This window comes from Acinetobacter sp. TR11 (assembly GCF_027105035.1).
Taxonomy (GTDB): Bacteria; Pseudomonadota; Gammaproteobacteria; order Pseudomonadales; family Moraxellaceae; genus Acinetobacter.
The window spans coordinates 1,635,515-1,656,237 of sequence record NZ_CP114256.1; the positions used below are offsets into that span (position 1 = coordinate 1,635,515).

The 20,723-nt window shown below is 37.2% G+C and carries 23 protein-coding genes and 2 pseudogenes; 16 read left to right on the plus strand and 9 right to left on the minus strand.

Going from position 1 to position 20,723, the window contains the following annotated elements; genetic code table 11:
• Positions 1–78 precede the first annotated feature (78 nt).
• The gene (locus tag O1450_RS07890) at positions 79–348 is read right to left on the minus strand and encodes a YARHG domain-containing protein (RefSeq protein WP_004662096.1); all 270 of its coding nucleotides are present in this window, start codon (positions 346–348) and stop codon (positions 79–81) included.
• A gap of 416 nt (positions 349–764) precedes the next feature.
• On the opposite strand from O1450_RS07890, the gene O1450_RS07895 reads away from it, so the two are divergent.
• On the plus strand, positions 765–953 hold the full coding sequence (locus O1450_RS07895; RefSeq protein WP_269230358.1) for a hypothetical protein: 189 nt from the start codon (positions 765–767) through the stop codon (positions 951–953).
• Between the two features lie 86 nt (positions 954–1,039).
• On the opposite strand, the gene O1450_RS07900 is transcribed toward O1450_RS07895, so the two are convergent.
• On the minus strand, positions 1,040–1,912 hold the full coding sequence (locus O1450_RS07900) for an NAD(P)-dependent oxidoreductase (protein WP_269230359.1): 873 nt from the start codon (positions 1,910–1,912) through the stop codon (positions 1,040–1,042).
• Between the two features lie 3 nt (positions 1,913–1,915).
• Positions 1,916–3,001 (minus strand): alpha/beta fold hydrolase, encoded by a 1,086-nt coding sequence (locus O1450_RS07905; protein WP_250749072.1) that lies wholly within the window; start codon positions 2,999–3,001, stop codon positions 1,916–1,918.
• Between the two features lie 134 nt (positions 3,002–3,135).
• Here O1450_RS07905 and O1450_RS07910 point away from each other — a divergent pair, with 134 nt between their 5' ends.
• The 12 genes and pseudogenes from O1450_RS07910 (at position 3,136) to aroC (ending at position 12,475) form a co-directional block, all read left to right on the plus strand.
• Entirely contained in the window at positions 3,136–4,323 is a 1,188-nt protein-coding gene (locus O1450_RS07910; protein ID WP_004662102.1) for an O-succinylhomoserine sulfhydrylase, read from the plus strand.
• A gap of 12 nt (positions 4,324–4,335) precedes the next feature.
• Complete coding sequence (locus O1450_RS07915; RefSeq protein ID WP_269230360.1) at positions 4,336–4,665, plus strand: YbaB/EbfC family nucleoid-associated protein; 330 nt, start codon at positions 4,336–4,338, stop codon at positions 4,663–4,665.
• Positions 4,666–4,749: 84 nt separating this feature from the next.
• Positions 4,750–5,346, plus strand: a complete 597-nt coding sequence (recR, locus tag O1450_RS07920; RefSeq protein ID WP_005160191.1) for a recombination mediator RecR — start codon at positions 4,750–4,752, stop codon at positions 5,344–5,346.
• Between the two features lie 279 nt (positions 5,347–5,625).
• On the plus strand, positions 5,626–6,768 hold the full coding sequence (locus O1450_RS07925) for a ribonuclease D (protein ID WP_269230361.1): 1,143 nt from the start codon (positions 5,626–5,628) through the stop codon (positions 6,766–6,768).
• A 183-nt stretch (positions 6,769–6,951) separates the two neighbouring features.
• Positions 6,952–7,212 (plus strand): YcgL domain-containing protein, encoded by a 261-nt coding sequence (locus tag O1450_RS07930; RefSeq protein ID WP_269230442.1) that lies wholly within the window; start codon positions 6,952–6,954, stop codon positions 7,210–7,212.
• A complete protein-coding gene (locus O1450_RS07935; protein WP_269230362.1) occupies positions 7,205–7,591 on the plus strand; it encodes a hypothetical protein in 387 nt (128 codons plus the stop codon). Before O1450_RS07930 ends, O1450_RS07935 begins: the two co-directional genes overlap by 8 nt.
• A gap of 37 nt (positions 7,592–7,628) precedes the next feature.
• Positions 7,629–8,480 carry an AAA family ATPase gene (locus O1450_RS07940; protein ID WP_269230363.1) on the plus strand — a complete coding sequence of 284 codons (852 nt, stop codon included), beginning with the start codon at positions 7,629–7,631 and terminating at the stop codon, positions 8,478–8,480.
• Between the two features lie 12 nt (positions 8,481–8,492).
• Positions 8,493–9,680, plus strand: coding sequence for a vWA domain-containing protein (locus tag O1450_RS07945; protein ID WP_269230364.1), 1,188 nt, complete (start codon positions 8,493–8,495; stop codon positions 9,678–9,680).
• A gap of 36 nt (positions 9,681–9,716) precedes the next feature.
• A pseudogene (locus O1450_RS07950) lies at positions 9,717–9,833 on the plus strand (hypothetical protein); the annotation flags it as partial.
• Between the two features lie 144 nt (positions 9,834–9,977).
• A complete protein-coding gene (gene prmB / locus O1450_RS07955; RefSeq protein WP_269230365.1) occupies positions 9,978–10,991 on the plus strand; it encodes a 50S ribosomal protein L3 N(5)-glutamine methyltransferase in 1,014 nt (337 codons plus the stop codon).
• A gap of 11 nt (positions 10,992–11,002) precedes the next feature.
• On the plus strand, positions 11,003–11,368 hold the full coding sequence (locus O1450_RS07960) for a hypothetical protein (protein WP_269230366.1): 366 nt from the start codon (positions 11,003–11,005) through the stop codon (positions 11,366–11,368).
• A gap of 15 nt (positions 11,369–11,383) precedes the next feature.
• Entirely contained in the window at positions 11,384–12,475 is a 1,092-nt protein-coding gene (gene aroC, locus O1450_RS07965) for a chorismate synthase (protein WP_269230367.1), read from the plus strand.
• Positions 12,476–12,542: 67 nt separating this feature from the next.
• Here aroC and O1450_RS07970 read toward each other — a convergent pair whose 3' ends face one another.
• The gene (locus O1450_RS07970) at positions 12,543–13,772 is read right to left on the minus strand and encodes a GGDEF domain-containing protein (RefSeq protein WP_269230368.1); all 1,230 of its coding nucleotides are present in this window, start codon (positions 13,770–13,772) and stop codon (positions 12,543–12,545) included.
• A gap of 342 nt (positions 13,773–14,114) precedes the next feature.
• Between O1450_RS07970 and O1450_RS07975 the strand changes: the two genes are divergently transcribed.
• Positions 14,115–14,861 (plus strand): TenA family transcriptional regulator, encoded by a 747-nt coding sequence (locus O1450_RS07975; RefSeq protein ID WP_269230369.1) that lies wholly within the window; start codon positions 14,115–14,117, stop codon positions 14,859–14,861.
• Between the two features lie 57 nt (positions 14,862–14,918).
• On the opposite strand, the pseudogene O1450_RS07980 reads toward O1450_RS07975, so the two are convergent.
• A pseudogene (locus tag O1450_RS07980) lies at positions 14,919–15,056 on the minus strand (NAD(P)H-dependent oxidoreductase); the annotation flags it as partial.
• Between the two features lie 168 nt (positions 15,057–15,224).
• A complete protein-coding gene (locus tag O1450_RS07985; protein WP_269229189.1) occupies positions 15,225–16,559 on the minus strand; it encodes an ISNCY family transposase in 1,335 nt (444 codons plus the stop codon).
• Between the two features lie 367 nt (positions 16,560–16,926).
• Between O1450_RS07985 and O1450_RS07990 the strand changes: the two genes are divergently transcribed.
• Positions 16,927–17,163: a VF530 family DNA-binding protein gene (locus tag O1450_RS07990; protein ID WP_089604344.1), complete on the plus strand. Its 237-nt coding sequence runs from the start codon at positions 16,927–16,929 to the stop codon at positions 17,161–17,163.
• A gap of 77 nt (positions 17,164–17,240) precedes the next feature.
• On the opposite strand, the gene O1450_RS07995 is transcribed toward O1450_RS07990, so the two are convergent.
• Together O1450_RS07995 and O1450_RS08000 are read right to left on the minus strand one after the other, a co-directional pair.
• Positions 17,241–17,549, minus strand: coding sequence for a helix-turn-helix domain-containing protein (locus O1450_RS07995; RefSeq protein WP_269230370.1), 309 nt, complete (start codon positions 17,547–17,549; stop codon positions 17,241–17,243).
• The gene (locus tag O1450_RS08000) at positions 17,546–18,877 is read right to left on the minus strand and encodes a type II toxin-antitoxin system HipA family toxin (RefSeq protein WP_269230371.1); all 1,332 of its coding nucleotides are present in this window, start codon (positions 18,875–18,877) and stop codon (positions 17,546–17,548) included. Before O1450_RS08000 ends, O1450_RS07995 begins: the two co-directional genes overlap by 4 nt.
• Before the next feature lie 204 nt (positions 18,878–19,081).
• Here O1450_RS08000 and O1450_RS08005 point away from each other — a divergent pair, with 204 nt between their 5' ends.
• A complete protein-coding gene (locus O1450_RS08005; protein WP_269230372.1) occupies positions 19,082–19,780 on the plus strand; it encodes a DUF1826 domain-containing protein in 699 nt (232 codons plus the stop codon).
• A 97-nt stretch (positions 19,781–19,877) separates the two neighbouring features.
• Here the strand turns inward: O1450_RS08005 and O1450_RS08010 are convergent, their stop codons facing one another.
• The gene (locus O1450_RS08010) at positions 19,878–20,678 is read right to left on the minus strand and encodes a sulfite exporter TauE/SafE family protein (protein ID WP_269230373.1); all 801 of its coding nucleotides are present in this window, start codon (positions 20,676–20,678) and stop codon (positions 19,878–19,880) included.
• Positions 20,679–20,723: the final 45 nt, after the last annotated feature.

Below are 20,723 nucleotides of genomic sequence, written 5' to 3' on the forward strand. Positions count from 1 at the left end.
TTTAATATAATGAGATGAGAAGTTTTACTTTTCAAACAAAAATAGAAAATAAACTGCTAAGACTTAAAAATAAGGCTTTTATTTGCAATTTAATTCTTTTTGACGCTCTTTAATTTCATCTAAGCGTTGTTGCTCTCTGTCAGAAAATTTAGGCTTTGTTGTATGGCAGTTTTCATTACCATATTTAGCTTTAGCATCAGCGTCTTTAAAGCAGAAGCCTTTAGATGCATAGATGAGGTTATAGTCATCTTGCAACTTTTTACATTCTTGTTCTGGTGTAGCTGCTTGAAGGTTAAAACCTGTAAGGCTTACCAATCCAGCAAAAACTGCAACCGCAAACTTATTCATGAGGTATTCCTCTAGTTAAAAGGCATGAACTCAAATAAATTAAGAAAATATGTCTATTTTCACGATTTGACTTAAGTTCAACTACTAATATACGGTTTATGAATGAAATTTCAATGAAACTGTATTATTGGAGTGTAATTTTTATCCATAATTCATTCACACAATAAATAAATACCTTATATATCAATAGCTTTTCTTAAAAGTAATTAAAAACAACTAATTATAGAGATTTTAATCTTACTTTTTCATAAGTCAGAGAAAATACCTATAGTACAAAGAATCAGTGTTTTAACATAGAATCTAATAATGGCAAAAAATCATCTAAAGAATTTATAAAATGTCATATAAATTTAAATATACTATTGTATGCTTATTGCAATTGTCGAGAATGATTCTTCTTTTTTGGGGTGGTGGCTGTGAGATTGAATGAAAAAGTTGGTGCAATTGCTTTTTATGCAATTCTTGTCGCATCCATCATTATATTCGGTTTTGGGATTGCATTTAAAGACAATATGATTATTGTAATTGGTATATCATTGTTTATGTGTGCATTTCTAGTAAAATCAGAATTTAAATTAGAAGTGTTATTTTGGAAAAATCGCTGACTAATGTTAGGTTAAGATAGGAGAATAGGGCTACTACAATATAACAGCCTGTTCTCCCATTCTAATTTACCTATACCTTGAGCTTTTTACTTTAGTATGATTTTTGTCCATTCTTCATACATTTTGACAGCAGAAGAAAAGTCACTATTCGGTTCTGCTGTAAGGTTTGCTGCTTGGATCAAACTTTGAGTGAGGGCAAGGATCGGGGCTGGAAGTTTCGCCTCATGCACTAAATCCAATGCAATACCTGTGTCTTTTGCGAGCAAAGGCAATGCAAAAGTTACAGGAAATTCACGACTAAGTACCCGTTGCGGAAAAATGGTTTCTGTAACCATGCTTTTACCGCTAGATGAATTAATACAATTTAAAGCTGCATCTAGGTTTACACCATGCGCTTTGAGTGTACTAAACCCCTCTGCAACCGACCATAAATTGACTGCCAGTAACATGTTATTAATTGCTTTAACGGCAAATCCTGCACCCGAATCACCTACGTGTTGAATGAGCTTTCCGACTGCTGCCATCGCAGGATAAGCACGTTCAAAAGCATTAACGTCGCCACCCGCCATAACCGTAAGTGTTGCATTTTCTGCACCAATGGTTTGTCCGCTGACAGGCGCATCGAGAAAATCAATATTTTGTGTTTTCAATCGTTCTGCTAGACGGCGCGCTGCCTCAGGAACACCACTGGTGCAATCAATCCAAATTGCACCTGATTTAATGTTCACACCTTCAATTAATGTTTCAACATCATCACTGGTCGGCAAGCAAGAAAAGATCACATCTGCCTGAACGGCTTCAGCAAGTTCAACCGCTAAAGTGCCATATTCTGTTGCATGTTGTTCGGCTTTATCGAAGCTACGATTCCATACATAAACTTTCTCAAAATACTTGGGTAAATGCGCAGCCATGCGATAGCCCATAGCACCTAAACCGATGAATGCAACAGATTGAGTCATAGTTTACCTTTTTATTGGAGTTGAGCGTTCTGTTAACCAAGTTGTCAGTGTTGGCCAGAACTCAATTGAACTATTTTGACTAGACATTAAACCTAAGTGTCCGCCAGGTATCAAAGTAAACGTGACATCTTGACTATTTGTCAACTGTGTCAGAGGAAAAGCTGCCTCAGAAGTAACAAGTTGATCACTTTTACCAGCACCCACAAGTAATGAACATTCAATGTTTTTAAGCTCAATGGTTTTATTCTTTAGTGTGATTGCACCATTTTTTAATGGGTTCTGCATCCAGACATTAAACAGCATGTCTTGGTTGATCCCCCCCGGGTAATCAATCATATTGTTTAAGAAATGGCTGAGTGTTGCGTCTTCTTGTACCAGTTTGAGGTTATCAAGATTTTTGAGTAATTGAATATTGCCGTCAATCCAGCCCTTAGGATCTAACAATTTAAAACCTAATGAGTTTAAAAAACCAGGTGAATGAATCATCAACTTAGGTAAACGGTTATAGACATAATCTTTGATGGTTGGGTTACGCGTCGTAATATATGCCAGTGTTTTATATAATTTTCCGATATAACCCGATGCATAACTATCAATTGGGCTACCTAAAACAATTAAATTTTTAACCGCATTTGGCTTGTGTCGAGCGGTGTAAAGAGTGACAAAAATTCCAGCCATACTCCAACCATGCAAAGATATTTTTTCAGATTTAGAATGCTTTTGAATCGCCTCAATACAACGTGGAATAAATTTATCGATAAAAGATAAGAAATTCACTTGGTAGTTCTTGTAAGTCAACTTACCCCAATCAATTAGATAAACATCAAAACCACTTTCTTGAAAATGCTTAATCAAAGAGCGGTATGGATATAGATCATAAATATCCATATTGATGGCAAGAGGAGCTGTAAATACCAATGGCTCTTTGTAACGTTTGTTTTCAGAAGCATAAAACCGAACACGAGTTTGTTTAAATTCAGCAATCACTTGATAAGGTGTCGATTGTGACAATACAAGCCTATCTGCATCGAAGACACGCATAGCGAGATGTTTAAAATTTATTTTTTGCTGTTCTACAAGTGATTTCATCTTTGAAAGTCTCATCATGAGTCAAGATTGCACGAAGTCTAAGCGATAATTTCATCTTACGCCTTGACCTTAAATACATTAGGCGCTCAAAATGTTGGCATATTTAAACACCTGATCATAAGGCATACAAAACGATGAATCCAAGCGATGATTTAGAATACCAACTTGAAACACTGGCTATTCGCACAGGGCATGATCGTACCTTTGAAGGGGAACATAGTGAACCTATCTTTTTAACATCTTCTTTTGTTTGCGAAAGTGCAGCAGATGCTGCCGCAAAATTTTCTGGGCAAATCGCAGGAAATACATACTCACGTTATACCAATCCAACAGTACAAGCCTTTGAAAAACGCTTAGCGATATTAGATGGCGCTGAGCGTGCAGTTGCGACAAGTTCTGGTATGGCGGCTGTACATGCTATGTGTATGGCATATTTAAAAGCTGGCGATCATGTGATTTGTTCTCGTGCAGTATTCGGTTCAATCATTGCTTTATTTGAAAAATATGTTGCTAAATTTGCTGTAGAAGTGACGTTTGTCGATTTGGATGATCTTGAAGGCTGGAAACAAGCGATTCGTCCGAATACACGTATTCTCTTTATTGAAACTCCCTCGAATCCTTTGGCACAGGTTGGTGATATGCAAGCAATTGCAGATATTGCTCATGCCAATGGCGCATTATTTGCTGTAGATAACTGTTTTTGTACGCCAGTCTTGCAACAACCTATCAAGTTCGGTGCTGATTTAGTGCTTTATTCAGCAACAAAATATATTGATGGTCAGGGGCGTGCATTAGGTGGTGCAGTTGTTGGCAAAAACGATTTACTTGAAGAAGTTAATGGTGTAATCCGTACTTTAGGTAATTCAATGAGCCCATTTAATGCATGGATTTTCTTGAAAGGTTTAGAAACTCTGAGTATTCGTATGAAAGCGCATTGTGAAAATGCACAAATACTTGCGGAGTGGTTACACCAACATGAAAAGGTTGAAAAAGTGTATTACGCTGGTTTAACAGATCATCCCGGACATGAATTAGCCAAAAAACAGCAAAAAGGTTTTGGCGGTGTTGTATCTTTTGTCGTAAGAGGCGAACGTGAAGGTGCGTGGACGGTTATTGATAACACGCGTTTCTTATCAATTACCAGTAATCTAGGGGATGTTAAATCAACAATTACACATCCAGCAACGACCTCGCATGGTAGAATGTCTGCCGAAGCCAAACAGGCAGCAGGAATTGAAGAAGGCTTAATTCGTGTCTCTGTTGGTTTAGAAGATATTAATGATATTATTCGTGACTTATCACGCGGTTTAGATTTAATTTAACGAGAGAAACTTATGAACATTAATATGCTCATGCAGCAAGCTCAGCGCATGCAAAAAGATATGGAATCAAATCTTAAAAAAGCCAAAGAAGAGCTTGCTAAAACTGAAGTGCATGCTGAAGCGGGCGGTGGTTTGGTCAAAGTGACGATGACTTGTCGTAATGTCGTTAAGCGTATCGAAATTAGCCCAGACTTATTACAAGATGAAGCGGATATGATTGAAGATTTGATTGCTGCGGCAATGAATGATGCAGCACGTCAAGCCGAAGTTATTTCTGAAGAAAAACTTCAAGGTGCAAATTCAGGTATGGGCTTACCACCTGGTTTATCTGGTTTATTTTAAATCCCTCCCAGCCTCCCTTTTTTTAAAGGGAGGAGTACCCCTCTTTATTAAAGAGGGGTTAGGTGAGATTATGAGAGTTGATCTGTGTTTAGTGAACGATTTGAACAACTAGTTCAAGCATTGCGTATTTTACCAAGCGTTGGTCCAAAATCTGCACAACGGATGGCATTGCATTTGTTGATGAAAAATCGTGAAGGTGCTTTTGCATTATCTTATGCATTACATGAGGCTTCGAGCCATATTCACGAATGCCATATTTGTCATTCATTAACTGAAAATGAAATTTGTGATATTTGTGCGTCTGTAGAAAGAGATGAGCAATTGCTTTGTGTGGTTGAATCTCCAGCTGATGTCATGGCAATCGAACAAAGTGGAAGCTTTAGAGGTAAATATCATGTACTTGGTGGTCATTTGTCTCCATTAGACGGTATAGGTCCCGAAGAAATTGGTATTCCATATTTGATTCAGCGTTTAAGCCAAGGACAGATTGAAGAAGTAATTTTAGCAACTAATGCTACCGTGGAAGGTCAAGCGACTGCACATTATTTGGTTGAAGCAACGAAACATTTGCCAATTCACATGACAAGGATCGCACAAGGTGTACCACAAGGTGGTGAATTAGAGTATGTTGATAGTCATACATTAAGCCAAGCAGTACACAATCGTATGAAGATGAAATAGTTTTATATTTATTGTAAATTCATGCTATTAATTTAAACAAATAATTCACTTTTACATTTTGTCTTACATTATTTTAGGTATATTTGTTTTAATTTATGGCACTATGAGCAAACGAAAAGGATTTTCGTTTTTGATGAATGGAATAGGAGTAATTTCATGTTTTTCATGTGGAATAGTGATTAAATTATTCTTTGTAGATTTAATTTAGTTTCGTTTCAGCAAAAACTGTAATTTTACAGTTGTCTTGCTAGTGTTTTTTATTATTTTACTTGAGCAAATATGTTTCAGTTCATTCAACAGCAAAAAGATCTTGCTGTTCTCCTCACTCAAATGGAACAATGTTCTACCTACGCACTTGATACTGAGTTCATTAAGGTTGATACCTTATATCCGAAACTTGGGGTGTGCCAGATTAATTGTAATGGTCAAATTGCTTTACTAGATGGAGCAGCACTTGATTTAGAGCAGTTTTGGCAGAAAGTTTTTGCTGCTCAGCAAAATATCTTTCATGCTTGTGGTGAAGATATTGATTTAATTTATCATTATGCAGATCAAAAACCATTAAAAAATGTATTTGATACACAGATCGCAATGGCATTTCTTGGTCATGGGCTTCAGGTCAGCTATCAAAATGCATTAAAAACCTGCCTAAATATTGAGATTGATAAAGATCAAACTCGCTCAGATTGGTTGGCACGCCCTTTAAGTCAAGAGCAAATTAATTATGCCGCAAATGATGTCTTATATTTAACAAAGCTCGCTGATACATTAAAACATGATTTACAGCGTAAAGGGCTTTATCAATATGTTTTGGAAGATTGTCAGAATTTAACGAAAGAAATTGCGATAGAAACTCCATTGACAGAACTATATACCGATATTGGTAATTACCGTCATTCACGTCGTGAGTTAATGCAATTACAGCAGCTCAGTATTTGGCGTGAGCAAATTACCAAAGCCATGAATCAACCGCGTAGTTTTGTCCTCAAAAATACAACAATGCTAGATTTAGTGGAAAAAAATCCACGTAATAATTTCCAACTTGCACAAGTTAAAGATATTCGTCCAAATATTGTGCGTGAACATGGCAAAACGATATTGGATTTATTAAAATTTTTACCGCCTGAAGATGAATGGCCATTAAGAATGGCTCGACCTGTTAAAAGTAATTCAAAAGAAGTTGCACCTCAGGTCGATGCTTTGATTGACCGTGTCGTATTTGAGACAGGAATACCAAAAGAAGTCTTGCTACGTAAGAAATGGCTGAATGCAATTTATGAATATGTTGTATTCCATTTAGAAGAGCAAGAGTTGCCGAGTTATTTGTTAGGTTGGCGCTACGATATCTTGACCAAGCCATTGGTTGCATTACTGCGACAAGATATTGAGTATTTGGCGGCCCAAATGAAGTTAGCTAGGTAAAATAGTTCAGCTGTGAAATACGACTGTTGCGTTAACATTCGTTAATGTACCTAGTTTTTTTTTCATGTATGCTGTTTAAAGTCTATTGGAATCTAAATGGCCAATAGTCTCTAAGATTGATAAGAGTTGTGAGTAAACATGCACTGCGATATTTATAGATCAAGCAAAAAAGACGAAATGTATATGTATATTGCTCGTCCAAATTATTCTGCTGATACGGAACAAGAAAATCCTTTTGAATCTGTTCCTGAGACTGTTTTGCAAGCATTTGGCAAAGCAACTTTTGTAATGCATTTGGAACTTCATGGTGAGCGGAAACTTGCACGTGTAAACGTATTGCATGTCTTAGACTCATTACAGACCAAAGGCTTTTTTATTCAAATGCCGCCAGAAGGACTTATTAATCCAAATGCGGTAGCGCCAGAGGGGTTGCGTGGTGCTTGAAACGATAACTGCAATGTGGTCTCACATTCTTTCGCTACTGGAACAATTTCCTGAAGAGAATGTTGCGATTATTGTGTATGTTACAGGTGCAATGATTGCATTATGGTGTTGGTATCGTTTGATGTCACGTATGCCTAATCCAATAGGAGGAATTCTTTGGATTATCGTTTTTGCAATCCTTGCCACACCAACAATTTCTGAAGGTCCCAATTCAGAATTAGCACCTGCTATTTTTGGTTTGATTTTTGGCGTACTCACAAAAGAGCATGTTTTAATCTGGTCAAATTTATCTTTGATTCTCTTTGTCATTGGTACAGGATTATTGATCGGCTTCTGCTGGTCAAAATACAGTGCAAATAAACTTGCACGTTCGGTTTAGATATTCACATAAAGTTAAAGAAAAATAAGGTTTTCAAATGTCTGCTGATACACAACACTTCACTGGTACAGATCAATATATTGCAACTGACAGCCTGAAACTTGCGGTAAAAGCCGCGCGTGCTTTACAAAAACCATTATTGGTGAAAGGTGAGCCAGGTACAGGTAAAACATTACTTGCGGAACAAGTTGCAGAAAGTTTAGGTCTAAAACTAATTACTTGGCATATCAAATCAACCACCAAAGCTCAGCAAGGTTTGTATGAATATGACGCAGTTTCTCGCTTGCGTGATAGCCAGTTAGGTGATGACCGTGTTTATGACATTAAAAACTATATTAAACCGGGTAAATTGTGGGAAGCATTTACCAGTGAAGAACGTTGTGTATTGTTGATTGATGAAATTGACAAAGCAGATATTGAGTTCCCAAATGACTTATTGCATGAACTCGACAAAATGTCGTTCTATGTTTATGAGACTGGTGAAACCATTACCGCAACACAACGCCCGATTGTGATTATTACTTCGAATAATGAAAAAGAATTACCAGATGCATTCTTACGTCGCTGCTTCTTTCATTATATTGAGTTTCCTGATGAATCAACGATGCGTGAAATTATCGCAGTTCATTTCCCAAATATTTCAAACACTTTGGTCAGTGAAGCATTGCAAGTGTTCTTTAAATTACGTGAAGTCACCAATTTAAAGAAACCACCATCAACCTCAGAGTTAATTGATTGGTTAAGCTTGCTCATGGCAGATGATATGCCAGAAGATGTATTGCGTAATCATGATAAATCAAAAGCAATCCCGCCACTGTATGGTGCGCTGATTAAAAATGAACAAGATGTACAATTACTTGAACGTTTAGCTTTTATGTCACGCCGCTAAGAGTGTAATCACATGTTTGTGCGATTGTTTTACACCTTACGTAAATATGGTGTACCTGTTACAACTCGTGAGTTGATTGATCTCAACCAAGCGGTTGCATCGGGTTTGGTATTTGCAGATCAGGAAGAATTCTATCAGTTGGCTAAAACAGTTTTAGTCAAAGATGAACGTTTCTTTGATAAGTTCGATCGTGCCATGAAAGATTATTTTGATGGCATTGAAACTTTTGATTTGGACGAGTTACTTAAACAAGTTCACAAATTACCTAAAGATTGGTTTGACCTTGAATTATTAGAAAAACATCTAACACCAGAGCAACGTGCTGAGCTACAAAAAGCAGGTTCTTTGGAAGAACTGATGAAAATGTTGGAAGAACGTTTACGTGAACAACATAAAAAGCATCAGGGTGGCAATCGAATGGTTGGCACTGGCGGAACTTCACCTTTTGGTGCTTTTGGCGATCATCCTGAAGGTGTTCGTATCGGTGGGCCAGGGCGTAAACGTTCGGCTGTAAAGGTGTGGGAGCAGCGTAAATACCAAAATCTTGATGATGATCAAGTTTTAGGAACACGTCAGATGCAAATTGCTTTACGCCGTTTACGTAAGTTTGCTCGTCAAGGCGCGGCTGAAGAGCTTGATGTTGATGGGACTATTCGAGAAACAGCAAAACAGGGCATTTTGGATGTGCAATTGGTTCCTGAACGGCGTAACCGCATTAAAGTACTGATGTTGTTTGACGTTGGTGGTTCAATGGATGCCTATATTGCTGAATGTGAAAAATTATTTAGTGCGGCGAAGTCTGAGTTCAAAACCTTAGAATATTTCTATTTCCACAATTGTCTTTATGATTATGTATGGAAGGATAACCACCGTCGTAGTTCAACTCGTATGAATACATGGGATTTATTCCATACTTACGGTCGTGACTATCGTGTCATCATTGTTGGTGATGCCAGTATGGCACCCTACGAACTCAAGTCGGCAGGTGGTTCAGTTGAATACATGAATGATGAGGCTGGAGAAGTATGGTTAAGACGTTTACGTCAGCATTTTGACAAAACCGCTTGGTTGAATCCTGAAATGGAAGGTTACTGGCATTACACCCAGACCATTAACTGGATCAAAGAAATTTTTGAAAATCATATGTACCCAATGACATTAAAAGGCATTGAGGATATGACCCGTTATTTGTCTCGTTAGCGTTTATATGCATACTTTATAAAAATAGGAGGAATCATGGAACATCAAATTAATGGGCTTGCTTTACCAAATGAAGCAGGTTTCTTTGGTAATTTTGGTGGTCAATTTATTCCTCATCATTTAAAAGAAGCAATGGATGCTGATTATGTGGCTGATAAATTTGGACTCTGACTCGTAGATATTGAAATATCAAAATAATGACCGCTTCTGTATAGAGGCGGTTTTTTTTCTGTTAAATAGACGCTAATCCCGTTAGAATAAAGCGTTTTTGCAATTAGCACTTTTGGAGACGCCTAAGTGGAGCGACCTACAATCAGCCCTGAACATTTACAAGAAGCGGCTGAAAACTTAGTAACAATTCGAGATTTTATTCGTTTTGGTGTAACCGCACTTCGTCAATATGATGCACACTTAGGTCAAGGTACTGAAGATTATTTTGCAGAAAGCTCTGCACTTGTTTTGCAAACACTTTCCCTAGAATGGAAAGCTGATGCAGAAATATTAGATGCAAAATTACTACCAACTGAGAAAGCAGAATTTTTAAGTCTATTAGAACGTCGAATTAATGATCGTATTCCAACCTCATATTTATTAAATTTGGCTTATTTCTGTAATAAACCATACTATGTAGATGAACGTGTACTGATTCCGCGTTCGCCAATTGCCGAATTGATCGAACAACGCTTTGCACCATATTGTTTAAATGAAAATGGTCAAATGCTTGAAGCATTAAATAATTTACCAGAAAACACGAATCCGAAAACGCCACAACGTATTTTAGACATGTGTACGGGTTCTGGTTGTATTGCAATCGCTTTAGCTTATGCATTCCCAGACTCTGAAGTCGATGCAACTGATATTTCCAAAGAAGCTTTAGAAGTTGCATCAATTAATGCCGAACACCATGATAAGCAATATCAAGTTGCTTTGCTTGAGTCTGATTTATTCTCAAAAATTCCTGCTGAAAATCAATATGATTTAATCGTAAGCAATCCACCTTATGTGGATGCAGAAGATATGGCAGATTTACCAGAAGAATTCTTACACGAGCCTGAGCTTGCACTTGCTGCTGGTCAAGATGGTTTAGATTTGGTTCGTAAAATGTTAGCGCAAGCTGCTGACTATTTGACAAAAGATGGTTTAATCGTTATCGAAGTCGGTAATTCAGAATGGGCAATGCGCCAAAATTTCAATACAGTTGATTTCCATTGGCTTACATTCCAAAAAGGCGGTTCTGGTATTTTTGCTTTAACAGCTGAACAATGCCGCCGTTATAAAGACATCTTTCAACAATCTGTTGAGCAGATCTAGAGTCGTACAAGATGCCAATTGCAGCAATTCTATTAGTGGCTAAACCTGACTTAGATCAAACTAAAATTCAGCAATTTAAAGATGGTTTGATTGCATTAAAAAACAAATGGAATCAAAGTGGAATTGATGCAATTAATTCGGAAGTTTTTAAGCAAGAAATTTGTCAGCAATTTGATCAACTCCTTGTAAATCTTGGATATGGAGAGTTTGATCCTGATGCCGCGGAGTCATTGATTCATAGTCTTTATTTACTTTCAGATCATAAAAGTCTGATTGAATATATTGTCCTGAGTTATCGTCAGCAATGTGATGATGATGTTTTAGGGAATATCTATGAATTAATGCTTGAAGAGATGCACCACAGTTTCGATGAATAAAAGATAGGTTAGAAAATGGCAGGAAATAGTATTGGTCAGTTATTCCGTGTGACGACATGTGGTGAATCACATGGTGCTGGCTTGATGGCAATTGTAGATGGCGTACCACCGGGACTAAAACTTTGCGAGGCAGACTTGCAAAAAGATTTGGATCGCCGTAAGCCGGGTACTTCTAAGTTTGCAACGCAACGTAAAGAGCCTGATCAAGTTGAAATTATTTCTGGTGTTTTTGAAGGCAAAACTACGGGTACATCAATTGGTTTATTGATTCGTAATACAGATCAAAAATCAAAAGACTACGGTAATATTGCCCAAACATTCCGTCCTGGTCATGCTGATTATACCTATACTCAAAAATATGGTTTCCGTGATTATCGTGGTGGTGGTCGCTCAAGTGCACGTGAGACAGCGATGCGTGTTGCAGCGGGCGCGATTGCTAAAAAGTATTTGGCAGAGAAATTTGGTATTGATATCCGCGGGCATGTAACACAGATTGGGAATGAAATTGCAGAAAAGTTAGATTGGGCTGAAGTGCCAAATAATCCATTTTTCTGTGGTGATGTTGATGCAGTTCCTCGCTTCGAGCAATTAGTCACAGCATTACGTGAGCAAGGGACAAGTTGCGGTGCAAAACTTGAAATCGTTGCTGAAAAAGTACCAGTAGGATGGGGTGAACCTGTATTTGATCGCTTAGATGCAGATATTGCTCATGCCATGATGAGTATCAATGCGGTTAAAGGTGTTGAGATTGGGGATGGTTTTGCAGTTGCTGGGCAGTTTGGTCACGAAACTCGTGATGAACTAACCACAGATGGTTTCCTTGCAAATCATGCTGGTGGAATTTTAGGTGGTATTTCAAGTGGTCAAACGATTCGTGTCGCGATTGCTTTAAAACCAACTGCCAGTATTACCACTCCAGGTAAAACCATTACAATTGATCGAGAAAACACGGATGTGTTAACCAAGGGTCGTCATGATCCTTGTGTGGGCGTTCGAGCGACTCCAATTGCTGAAGCAATGTTAGCAATTGTTCTAATGGATCATTTTTTAAGACATCGTGCTCAAAATGCTGATGTTGTAGTTCCATTCCAACCAATTGAGCCATAATTTTGATTTTTCACATACTTGCGACACTTTGGGCGCAAGTATGTTTTTTAATAATAAAAAATTAATCTTATAAAGTCTCAGAAATTACATTTTCACTCGTTGCAACATGATATTGATTTCGACCATTACTTTTTGCTACATACAAAGCATGATCTGCTTTAGAGATAAACTCTGATAGACTGTCATTAAGATGAGGGGTTGTTGTTGCAACACCCACACTGATCGTTACATATTTAGAGACATTACTTCGAGGATGTGCAATCTCTATATTTCGTACCAATTCCATTAAACGTTGAACTTGTATAAGTGCTTGATCTTTATTCGTCATGGAAAATAAAAGTAAGAACTCTTCACCGCCATAACGTGCAGCAAGATCTCCACTTCGCGATGAGATTGAACCGAGCAAAATGGCAATTCGTCTAAGACATTGATCTCCCTGAATATGGCCTAATGTATCATTGTATAGTTTAAAAAAATCGATATCGATCATCATGATTGTGATAGGAACTTCATGACGGATTGAGCGTTTCCACTCATTTTCAAGCACTTCATCGAGGTATCTACGGTTCGCTAAACCAGTTAAAGCATCTTGTTGAGATAAAATTGAAAGTTGTTGCGCCTGACGCATAAGCTCTAATCGATTTAGTTCGATCATACAGTCTTGTAGATAATTCTCTCTATGTTGCCGATCTATTGCATAAGCTAAAGCCATTCCTAGAAAGCTACTAAAAGTATAAGTCCGATTTAAGTAAGTCCAATCAATTGATCCATTAAACCAAACACTAATGGCAATACCAATTAAACCACCACACCAACCAGCAAACATCGCTGTATAAAATCGCATACCAACAAAGCCATATATAATGACCACGGCATACATCATAGCGGCATGAAAAAGAACGTTATTCTGACCATGTTCCAATACATTAATTAACGTGAAAGTAAGAGCGACGGCACCTGTAGAGCCTAAGCAAACATAGTAATCAAACCATCTATTCATCGATGGAATGAAAGCAAGTAACCATGCAAAAACAATTATCATGCCCACCCAACCGTAGTACGCGACCCATGCAGTGCGTAGTTCTGTAGGTAGAACCTGATAAGTACCAAAACTTAAATATAAATAGAGGCATAGAATGATTGGTGCACGGTAACGGAATTCATGTGCAGCTTCATTTTTATACTGATCTTTATAAATGACTTCTAATTCTTTAGGAAACCAAACTAAATTTAGTCCGCGAGAAATTAACAAGTCAATTTGTTCTTGCCCCAGTAAGTTGGATGCTTTTAACTTCATCTTATCTCTCATCGCCCCCAATGTTCTTATAAATGTAAATAGGGATTGTTAACTACGTTACACTGAATTAAATAAAATGTGTATTGGATTATATAAAATTAATAATTTTTTATGATAATCAGATTTTATTACCAGTATTCTATATTTTTCGGGTGTAATATGAATGTATTAGCAACTAATATAATGATTAAACTTAATAAAATGCTGAACAGATAAAAAAATGTTACAAATTAAATAACAATCATTGTATATTGATTGTATTACGATCAAATCTAGCTATAAAAATAAGCAGCAATCGTGGAAAATGATTGAAATAAGTCATACGAAATAGGATGGATCGAAATGACTGTTACGAAGCAATATGGAACAAAACTAGAAATAACACCTCACTCAGAATGGGCACAACAATTTTGGGATGAACTTGTTCCTGCAAAAGAACGAGTAAGCAAACACCCTTTGTTTTTAAATATGGCAAGCGGTAGCCTAAATTTAAAATGCTTTCGGTCAGCATTATTAAATTTTTATCCTTTGGTTGCTCATTTTCCATCATATATGGCAGGTGCTTTAGCTAAAGCGACGGCTTTTTCTTTAGATGGTGTAACTGAGACTAGAGATTGGTTAATTCAAAATATCAAAGTTGAAGAAAGACATTTACATTGGTATCAAGATTGGGCGAAGGGTTTTGGCATAACGACTGAAATGTTGAATGAAGTTAGACCACCAGTAGCAATGAATGCGGTCAATCATTTTTTATGGGATGTAAATTTTAGGGGAAGTTTGGCCGAGAGTATTGCTGCAACAAATTTAGCAATAGAGTGGGCTACAGGGGATTGGACCATTCATGTATATAAAGGAATACAAGCTTATACAGAAACTCCAGAAGTAAGTATTAATAAAAGATCATTGGCATGGTTAAGAGCTCATGCACACTACGATGATCTACATCCTTATGAAGCGATGGAGCTAATTAAGAGATTATGTGACAAAGATCCGGTTTCTCAGAGAAAAGCTTTTTTAGCAGCGAAAGAAGGCTTGGCTTATTATGAGCTAGCTTTAGATGAGTGCTACAAGTTACAAAATAATAATTAAAAATACCGAATAAGCTGCTACCTAGTTGGGGTGCTAAGTAGCAGTTTTTATTTAATTTTAAAATGGATTCATTTTATCGTCGAAATTCTCTAATTTAGGGAGCTCCAGTGGCGTTAAGTTGTCTAGATTAACTATGTATTCTTCAAAACAAGTAAGAATTTTTTCTCGTTCTTCATTGGTGATATATGGAACGTTGCTGTGACTGTACACGTTTAACAGTAGAAGACGTTACTGGTGAACCATTGGGATTTGAAAAAGATGATGATAAAGAATAATAGTTATTAAATATCAAAAACTTATATTTTAATATGTTATTCACCAATTAAAATGTCTATGCGATAAACCATTTAAAATGTCCTGTTTTTAACCACAAGAGTCAAGAACAGGATTTAAATTTCTTTGTTCAATCACAGCTTTCTGAGCTTTACGGCTTGGCATACTTTTCTTGGCACGAGTACGTTTATTTTGTTTTTCCAACTCTTCATGTTGTTGCTGAATATGGGCCAGAACTGAGCCTAATCTTTTATTCTCAACCACTTCATTCTGCTGTAGTCCAGCCAGTTTATTGAAGACGCTATAGTTAATCTTCCGTCCTTCATGCATGATGGCCACAGTGCCATCCGGGTACTCCAGAAATGAAATGTAGTGCCCAACAAGCTTATGATTGATTGGTGTTGGCTCAAGCAGATAAATACACTTGTCATAGGTGATGGTCAGGTTCTTCGTGACTTTACGTGGTTCCTGCCAGGTGAAAATATCATCTAGCTCAGCATCAGATTCCGTTAAAGGGCGATGCAAGTTTTTTGGGTTTCTCGCACACTTGGCGAACTTCTGATTGAACTGCTCAATGAAGCAGGGTAGCCAAGCATTGGCTTCGGCAATCGAACTAATACCTTCCAGACGCATATCCTTGATCAGGCGATCCTGAAGTGTTCTGTTGGCACGCTCTACACGACCTTTGGCCTGAGGTGAGTTGGCAAAGATAATATCTATGTTTAACTCGTTCAGAATCCGCCCAAATTGCGTGATCTGGCTATCTTGGCTCGATTTCTGATTCACTCGGAATACCGAGTGTTTGTCGCTATAAAAAGCCAGAGGCTTGCCATATTGTTCAATGTAGGCTCGGGTGGAAAGCATATAGTCGAAAGTGGTTTCCGCCTCACAAAAGCGCAGATGCAATAGTTTTCCAGTGGCATCATCGATATAAACCAACAAGCAGCATTTGGCTGCTCGTCCTTCAAACCAGTCATGATAAGAGCCATCAATCTGGATCAGTTCACCGAAGCAATCTCGGTTATAACGAGGCTGATATGGACGTTTCAGGCGCTTGGATCGCGGAATCCAGAGATCATTTACCGTCATCCAGCGCCGAAGCGTTTCTACCGGGATATTCAGGTCAAATATGCTGCTGAGCTTCTCATGGGCCAAGGTGGGTCCAAATCCCAGCAGATGCTCAGAAATAATGGAAAGACATTTTGATTTTAATAAATCATCATGGCGATGATGACCTGGTTGACCACGACTGGCATGCGCCATACCTGAAACACCATCTTGATTGAGCTTTTGTAATAACCGGGTAATTTGACGAGTTGAAAGATTGAGGATTTCAGCAGCACGAACTTGGGTAATACGTTGATCTCGAACGTCTTGCAGGACTGCAAGACGTTGTATTTCTTTGTCAGACATAGTGATCAGCATCTATATTTCATATCCAGTCCATGATGGTTAAACCATCATAAACTAGACATTTTTATTGGTGAGAATATAGACATTTTAAATGGGTTCTAACATAATAATTGCGTATAATGTATATTATGTTAAATAAGATCTCCGAGACTGTAGCCTACACAACACTGTTTGTTGCCATAGCTTAGTAACGTAATAATCTAAGATTATACATCACATTACTGAGTATCCTAATGATAGTAATATAAGTTATGCAGAAATCAGACCGCTACGCGAAAGGTTTATGCATCAAAGCCATGATTGCATAAGCCTTGTAATGCTGACCTATTTCAACTCGCTCAGGTTATAATAACGGTCTCAAAAATATGGTTGATCTATTATGAACGCCTCCAATGACCCTCTACATGGCAAAAAACTTGCTGACATTTTGGATGAATTATTGGATTACTACGGTGGCTTTGAAGGCTTAAGTCATAAAATTGAAATTAGATGTTTTTGCATAGATCCAAGTGTTAAATCATCATTGCGATTCTTGCGTACCACACCATGGGCACGTGAAAAAGTAGAAAGCTTATATTTGTATGTCTTACGCCAAAAAGCTAAACAGAAATCTTAGCTATCAAAACCCTAGCCCCAGCATTTTAATTTAGGCTACACAGTCTTGGTACACAGAGTTAAACTTTGCCATTGATCTCATTCTGATGGTTTAAGAATCTTTCTCACAATGTGCTCATGAGTTGGTACAAGTCCTGCTTTCAATCCAAGTGGTTTAAAGACCTTGTCTAAAACTGATTGAGTAAGTTTTCCTTTGTCTTGCTCGATATCAGTTAATGTCCTGCGACTTACACCGACTAAATTTGCATATTGTTCTTGAGACATACTCAGAATGTTTTTGCGTAAATACGCCAATAATTGTCCCAGTGTTATTTCATTCAATAAGTATTGCATATATAGATCTATCAGGATTTGTTGGCGATCTTGAGTCTGATTTTTTATATTCATAATAGTTCCCATCTTTCTAATTTAGCTTCAACGTAGTCAAATGAAAGCGCTGGTATCTCTATAATCTGCTTTGGTACACCTCTATCAAGTAATCTTTGTTTTAAGCCAACAAGATGACTTGCCAAAGATTTTAATGTCGTTAGAGATAAATTTGGATCGCATAAATGTTCTAGTTTTTGGGTAATTTTATCCCATTGATATTCTCCTCCTTCCTCATAAGGACTTCCCCAAGTTGTTGACCTTGTAACAACTTCTGGATCAGCTTTCATTGGAGCGAAATCATAAATTGGAGCAAGCAAAATTTTTCCATATTTTTTTAGAAATGAAGTATTTCGTCCATGATTATCAGAATTACCAAAAATAATATTCAATAAGTCCCTTTGTAACCATTCACAAATGAATTGTGTTGAATCAAATTCGGAATCAATAGATATAAGTAACTTACATAGATTTTCAATCACTTCAAAGTGATTGAGATGACTACCTGAAGCTTTATTTAATATTGAATAGATGGATTCAAGCCCATGACGATTCCATTGTTGATTGTGCCATTCGACATCAAACCTCGGCAGCCATAAAGATGGATATTTTTCACCTTCAATCAGCTTCATTTCTGTTGTTTCAATGGTCTTGAAACCTAATTCTTTTAGTTCTTGATAATAATAGTATTCTGCTCTGAGAATATTACAGTCTAGCTCAGTACGATTATTCCGAGGAAATTTAACTAGATAGTGTTGATCAGGTTGATCAAAGTTTTGTTGATAAGTATCAATCCAAATATTTTGATCTTTCGTAGCACGAATTAGTAATTTTGGAGCTTCACCACCTGCTCCCGTTGCACCACCACTAATTGCCCCCATTTGCTGTGCATATTCAAGAAAATCTACATTTCGATCAGCAACATCAATTTGACTAAAATAACGTAGATGTAGAGTTGATTCAGGATTGATTGCTGGCAGAGCTTCTTTAATTCTCAAATTGCCTACGGGTGCGATGCCACCTTTTTCTAATAAAATACTATCTTGCTCTGCATGCGTTAGTCTTTGTAGACCTAGAAAATTCACCCAATAACGGCGTGCAGCACCTGATGGAACAATATCATCTAAAAAACCAAACCATGAACTAGATTCATGTTTTATGAGTATTTGTACAGGTAGTGATAGACTACAGGCATGCTCATCTCGTTTATCCAAATTATGGATTGCGTATTCTAACTCGTAAGCTAATTCACTAGCACTTGCTGAGCCTAGTTTTGGTTCTAATAGCGTAAGTTCAGCAATATCAAACCAACTTTGATCAAGTAACGCCTGTATTGTTAATTTTTTCATTGATATGAATGAGCAATTATTTTCTCAAAAATACTCTATTTTTTTATATTTGTGAATATATTTGCGCATAATTATTTTTTATATAATTTTTTGAGTATAATTTTGCTCATTTCATCTTTAAGCTAATTTGCTCAACGTGATAGTTCATAACCCAACCAAACTGTGTATCATTAAACATAATTTCTTTTTGATAAACTTCTTTTTATGAAGAATGCATTTTCTGACCACAAGCAAATTAATGTGGTTTCTAGTTTCTCTGAACTTGTCGGTTCTAATTTTCAAGGAGATAGAAATGCGATTTGTTGGTATAGAAACCTGAATGGAGATTTTCAAGAAATCGTAAAAAAGCTTCAGCTAAAGGAAAATATCACTGAGGTTTCGGTTGATGATCTATTGGCTTTACAACTTTCCGAACAAGGTCATTTAGCAAGAGAAATCATCTTAAAAGATATGCAGCTATTAAGTGATTTCGGCGCTTCACCTACCCTTAACTTAATTCAAAATTACGAACGTGATGATGAGTTAAATTTTATTTCAACTGATGTGTATTCATTTCATGTTGATCGTTCCCCCATCCCAACTGATACTTTTTTATGTACTTATCACGGCGCAGCAAGTGAGATTTTGCCAAGCGATCAAGTTAAGCAAAAAGTTTTGATTCCCGAAATTAGAGATAAGCTTAAAGAATTACATCATGGCTCAGAAGCTGAATTTGAAAATTTTCTACAAGATTATTTCTTCGATTTACATTACCAGCCGCTCCCTGATGCAAGACCTTTAAATTTGGGTTTAGGACATCTTTGGCGTCTAGCAGTTGATCACCCGACGCAGCACGTTTTACCTTGTGTTCATAGAGCACCTATTGAAAATGAAGGCGAATATCGTCTACTCTTGATTTGCTAACTATTTATATCTCAAATAGTTAAAAAATAGATCCATTAAGCTCTAATGTATAAAAGCCCATATCTAATGAGCTTTTGAATAATCAACCTATTATATTTCAACGTATTCCTTTAAAAAGGAAAAAACATCCGACAATAAGTAACAATACAGCAAAGCATTTTTTTAACATTTGCGGTGATAAAGCATGTGCCACTTTAGCACCTAGCTTTGCGGTGAAAAAGCTCATCGCACTGATACCAAAAAAAGCATAAATATGAACAAAACCAATGCTGTTCTGAACATTTATTTGTTCTTTCATACCAAATAACATAAACCCTAGCGCACCTGCGATTGCGATAGGTAAGCCACATGCAGCAGATGTTCCCACCGCTCTTTGCATGACCACACCATAATGATTGAGATAAGGTACAGTTAAGCTCCCTCCTCCAATCCCAAAAATTGCAGATGCAACGCCGATTCCAGTACCAGCAAATACTTGTTTAGCTGCTGAAGGAAGTGCTTTATTCTGATCAATGACTTTTTTTGCACCAGTAAACATCTGATATGCAACCCAAATCACAAAAACACCAATAATCAGTTGTAAATGTTCCCTTGATAGTAATCCCGCAATACCTGCACCAAAAAATGACCCAATGACTAAACCAGGAGTCAGATTTTTGAATACAGGCCAAATTACTGCACCATTTTTATTATGCGCCATTAATGAGCTGATAGACGTCACAATAATCGTGGCTAATGAAGTACCCAAAGCAAGATGCATCACAACTTCAGAATCATACCCCATTTGCGTAAAGACCACATATAAAAGTGGTACGATGATGAGTCCACCGCCAACACCAAAAAGCCCAGCAGCAAATCCCGCTAATGCACCTATAGCTAAAAAAATGATTAATTCCACGACATACTTACTTGATTGAAGGTTAATATTAGATAAATAGCGAAT

Excerpts from the sequence above, each read along its gene's own strand:
- O1450_RS07970 (WP_269230368.1), bottom strand. The coding sequence starts at position 13,772 with ATGAAGTTAAAAGCATCCAACTTACTGGGGCAAGAACAAATTGACTTG.
- O1450_RS07990 (WP_089604344.1), top strand. The coding sequence starts at position 16,927 with ATGAACGCCTCCAATGACCCTCTACATGGCAAAAAACTTGCTGACATT.
- O1450_RS08000 (WP_269230371.1), bottom strand. The coding sequence starts at position 18,877 with ATGAAAAAATTAACAATACAGGCGTTACTTGATCAAAGTTGGTTTGAT.
- O1450_RS07930 (WP_269230442.1), top strand. The coding sequence starts at position 6,952 with ATGTATATTGCTCGTCCAAATTATTCTGCTGATACGGAACAAGAAAAT.
- aroC (WP_269230367.1), top strand. The coding sequence starts at position 11,384 with ATGGCAGGAAATAGTATTGGTCAGTTATTCCGTGTGACGACATGTGGT.
- O1450_RS07945 (WP_269230364.1), top strand. The coding sequence starts at position 8,493 with ATGTTTGTGCGATTGTTTTACACCTTACGTAAATATGGTGTACCTGTT.
- O1450_RS07900 (WP_269230359.1), bottom strand. The coding sequence starts at position 1,912 with ATGACTCAATCTGTTGCATTCATCGGTTTAGGTGCTATGGGCTATCGC.
- O1450_RS07975 (WP_269230369.1), top strand. The coding sequence starts at position 14,115 with ATGACTGTTACGAAGCAATATGGAACAAAACTAGAAATAACACCTCAC.
- O1450_RS07940 (WP_269230363.1), top strand. The coding sequence starts at position 7,629 with ATGTCTGCTGATACACAACACTTCACTGGTACAGATCAATATATTGCA.
- O1450_RS07995 (WP_269230370.1), bottom strand. The coding sequence starts at position 17,549 with ATGAATATAAAAAATCAGACTCAAGATCGCCAACAAATCCTGATAGAT.
- O1450_RS07925 (WP_269230361.1), top strand. The coding sequence starts at position 5,626 with ATGTTTCAGTTCATTCAACAGCAAAAAGATCTTGCTGTTCTCCTCACT.
- O1450_RS07960 (WP_269230366.1), top strand. The coding sequence starts at position 11,003 with ATGCCAATTGCAGCAATTCTATTAGTGGCTAAACCTGACTTAGATCAA.
- O1450_RS08005 (WP_269230372.1), top strand. The coding sequence starts at position 19,082 with ATGAAGAATGCATTTTCTGACCACAAGCAAATTAATGTGGTTTCTAGT.
- O1450_RS07890 (WP_004662096.1), bottom strand. The coding sequence starts at position 348 with ATGAATAAGTTTGCGGTTGCAGTTTTTGCTGGATTGGTAAGCCTTACA.
- O1450_RS07905 (WP_250749072.1), bottom strand. The coding sequence starts at position 3,001 with ATGAAATCACTTGTAGAACAGCAAAAAATAAATTTTAAACATCTCGCT.
- O1450_RS07915 (WP_269230360.1), top strand. The coding sequence starts at position 4,336 with ATGAACATTAATATGCTCATGCAGCAAGCTCAGCGCATGCAAAAAGAT.
- O1450_RS07910 (WP_004662102.1), top strand. The coding sequence starts at position 3,136 with ATGAATCCAAGCGATGATTTAGAATACCAACTTGAAACACTGGCTATT.
- O1450_RS07985 (WP_269229189.1), bottom strand. The coding sequence starts at position 16,559 with ATGCTGATCACTATGTCTGACAAAGAAATACAACGTCTTGCAGTCCTG.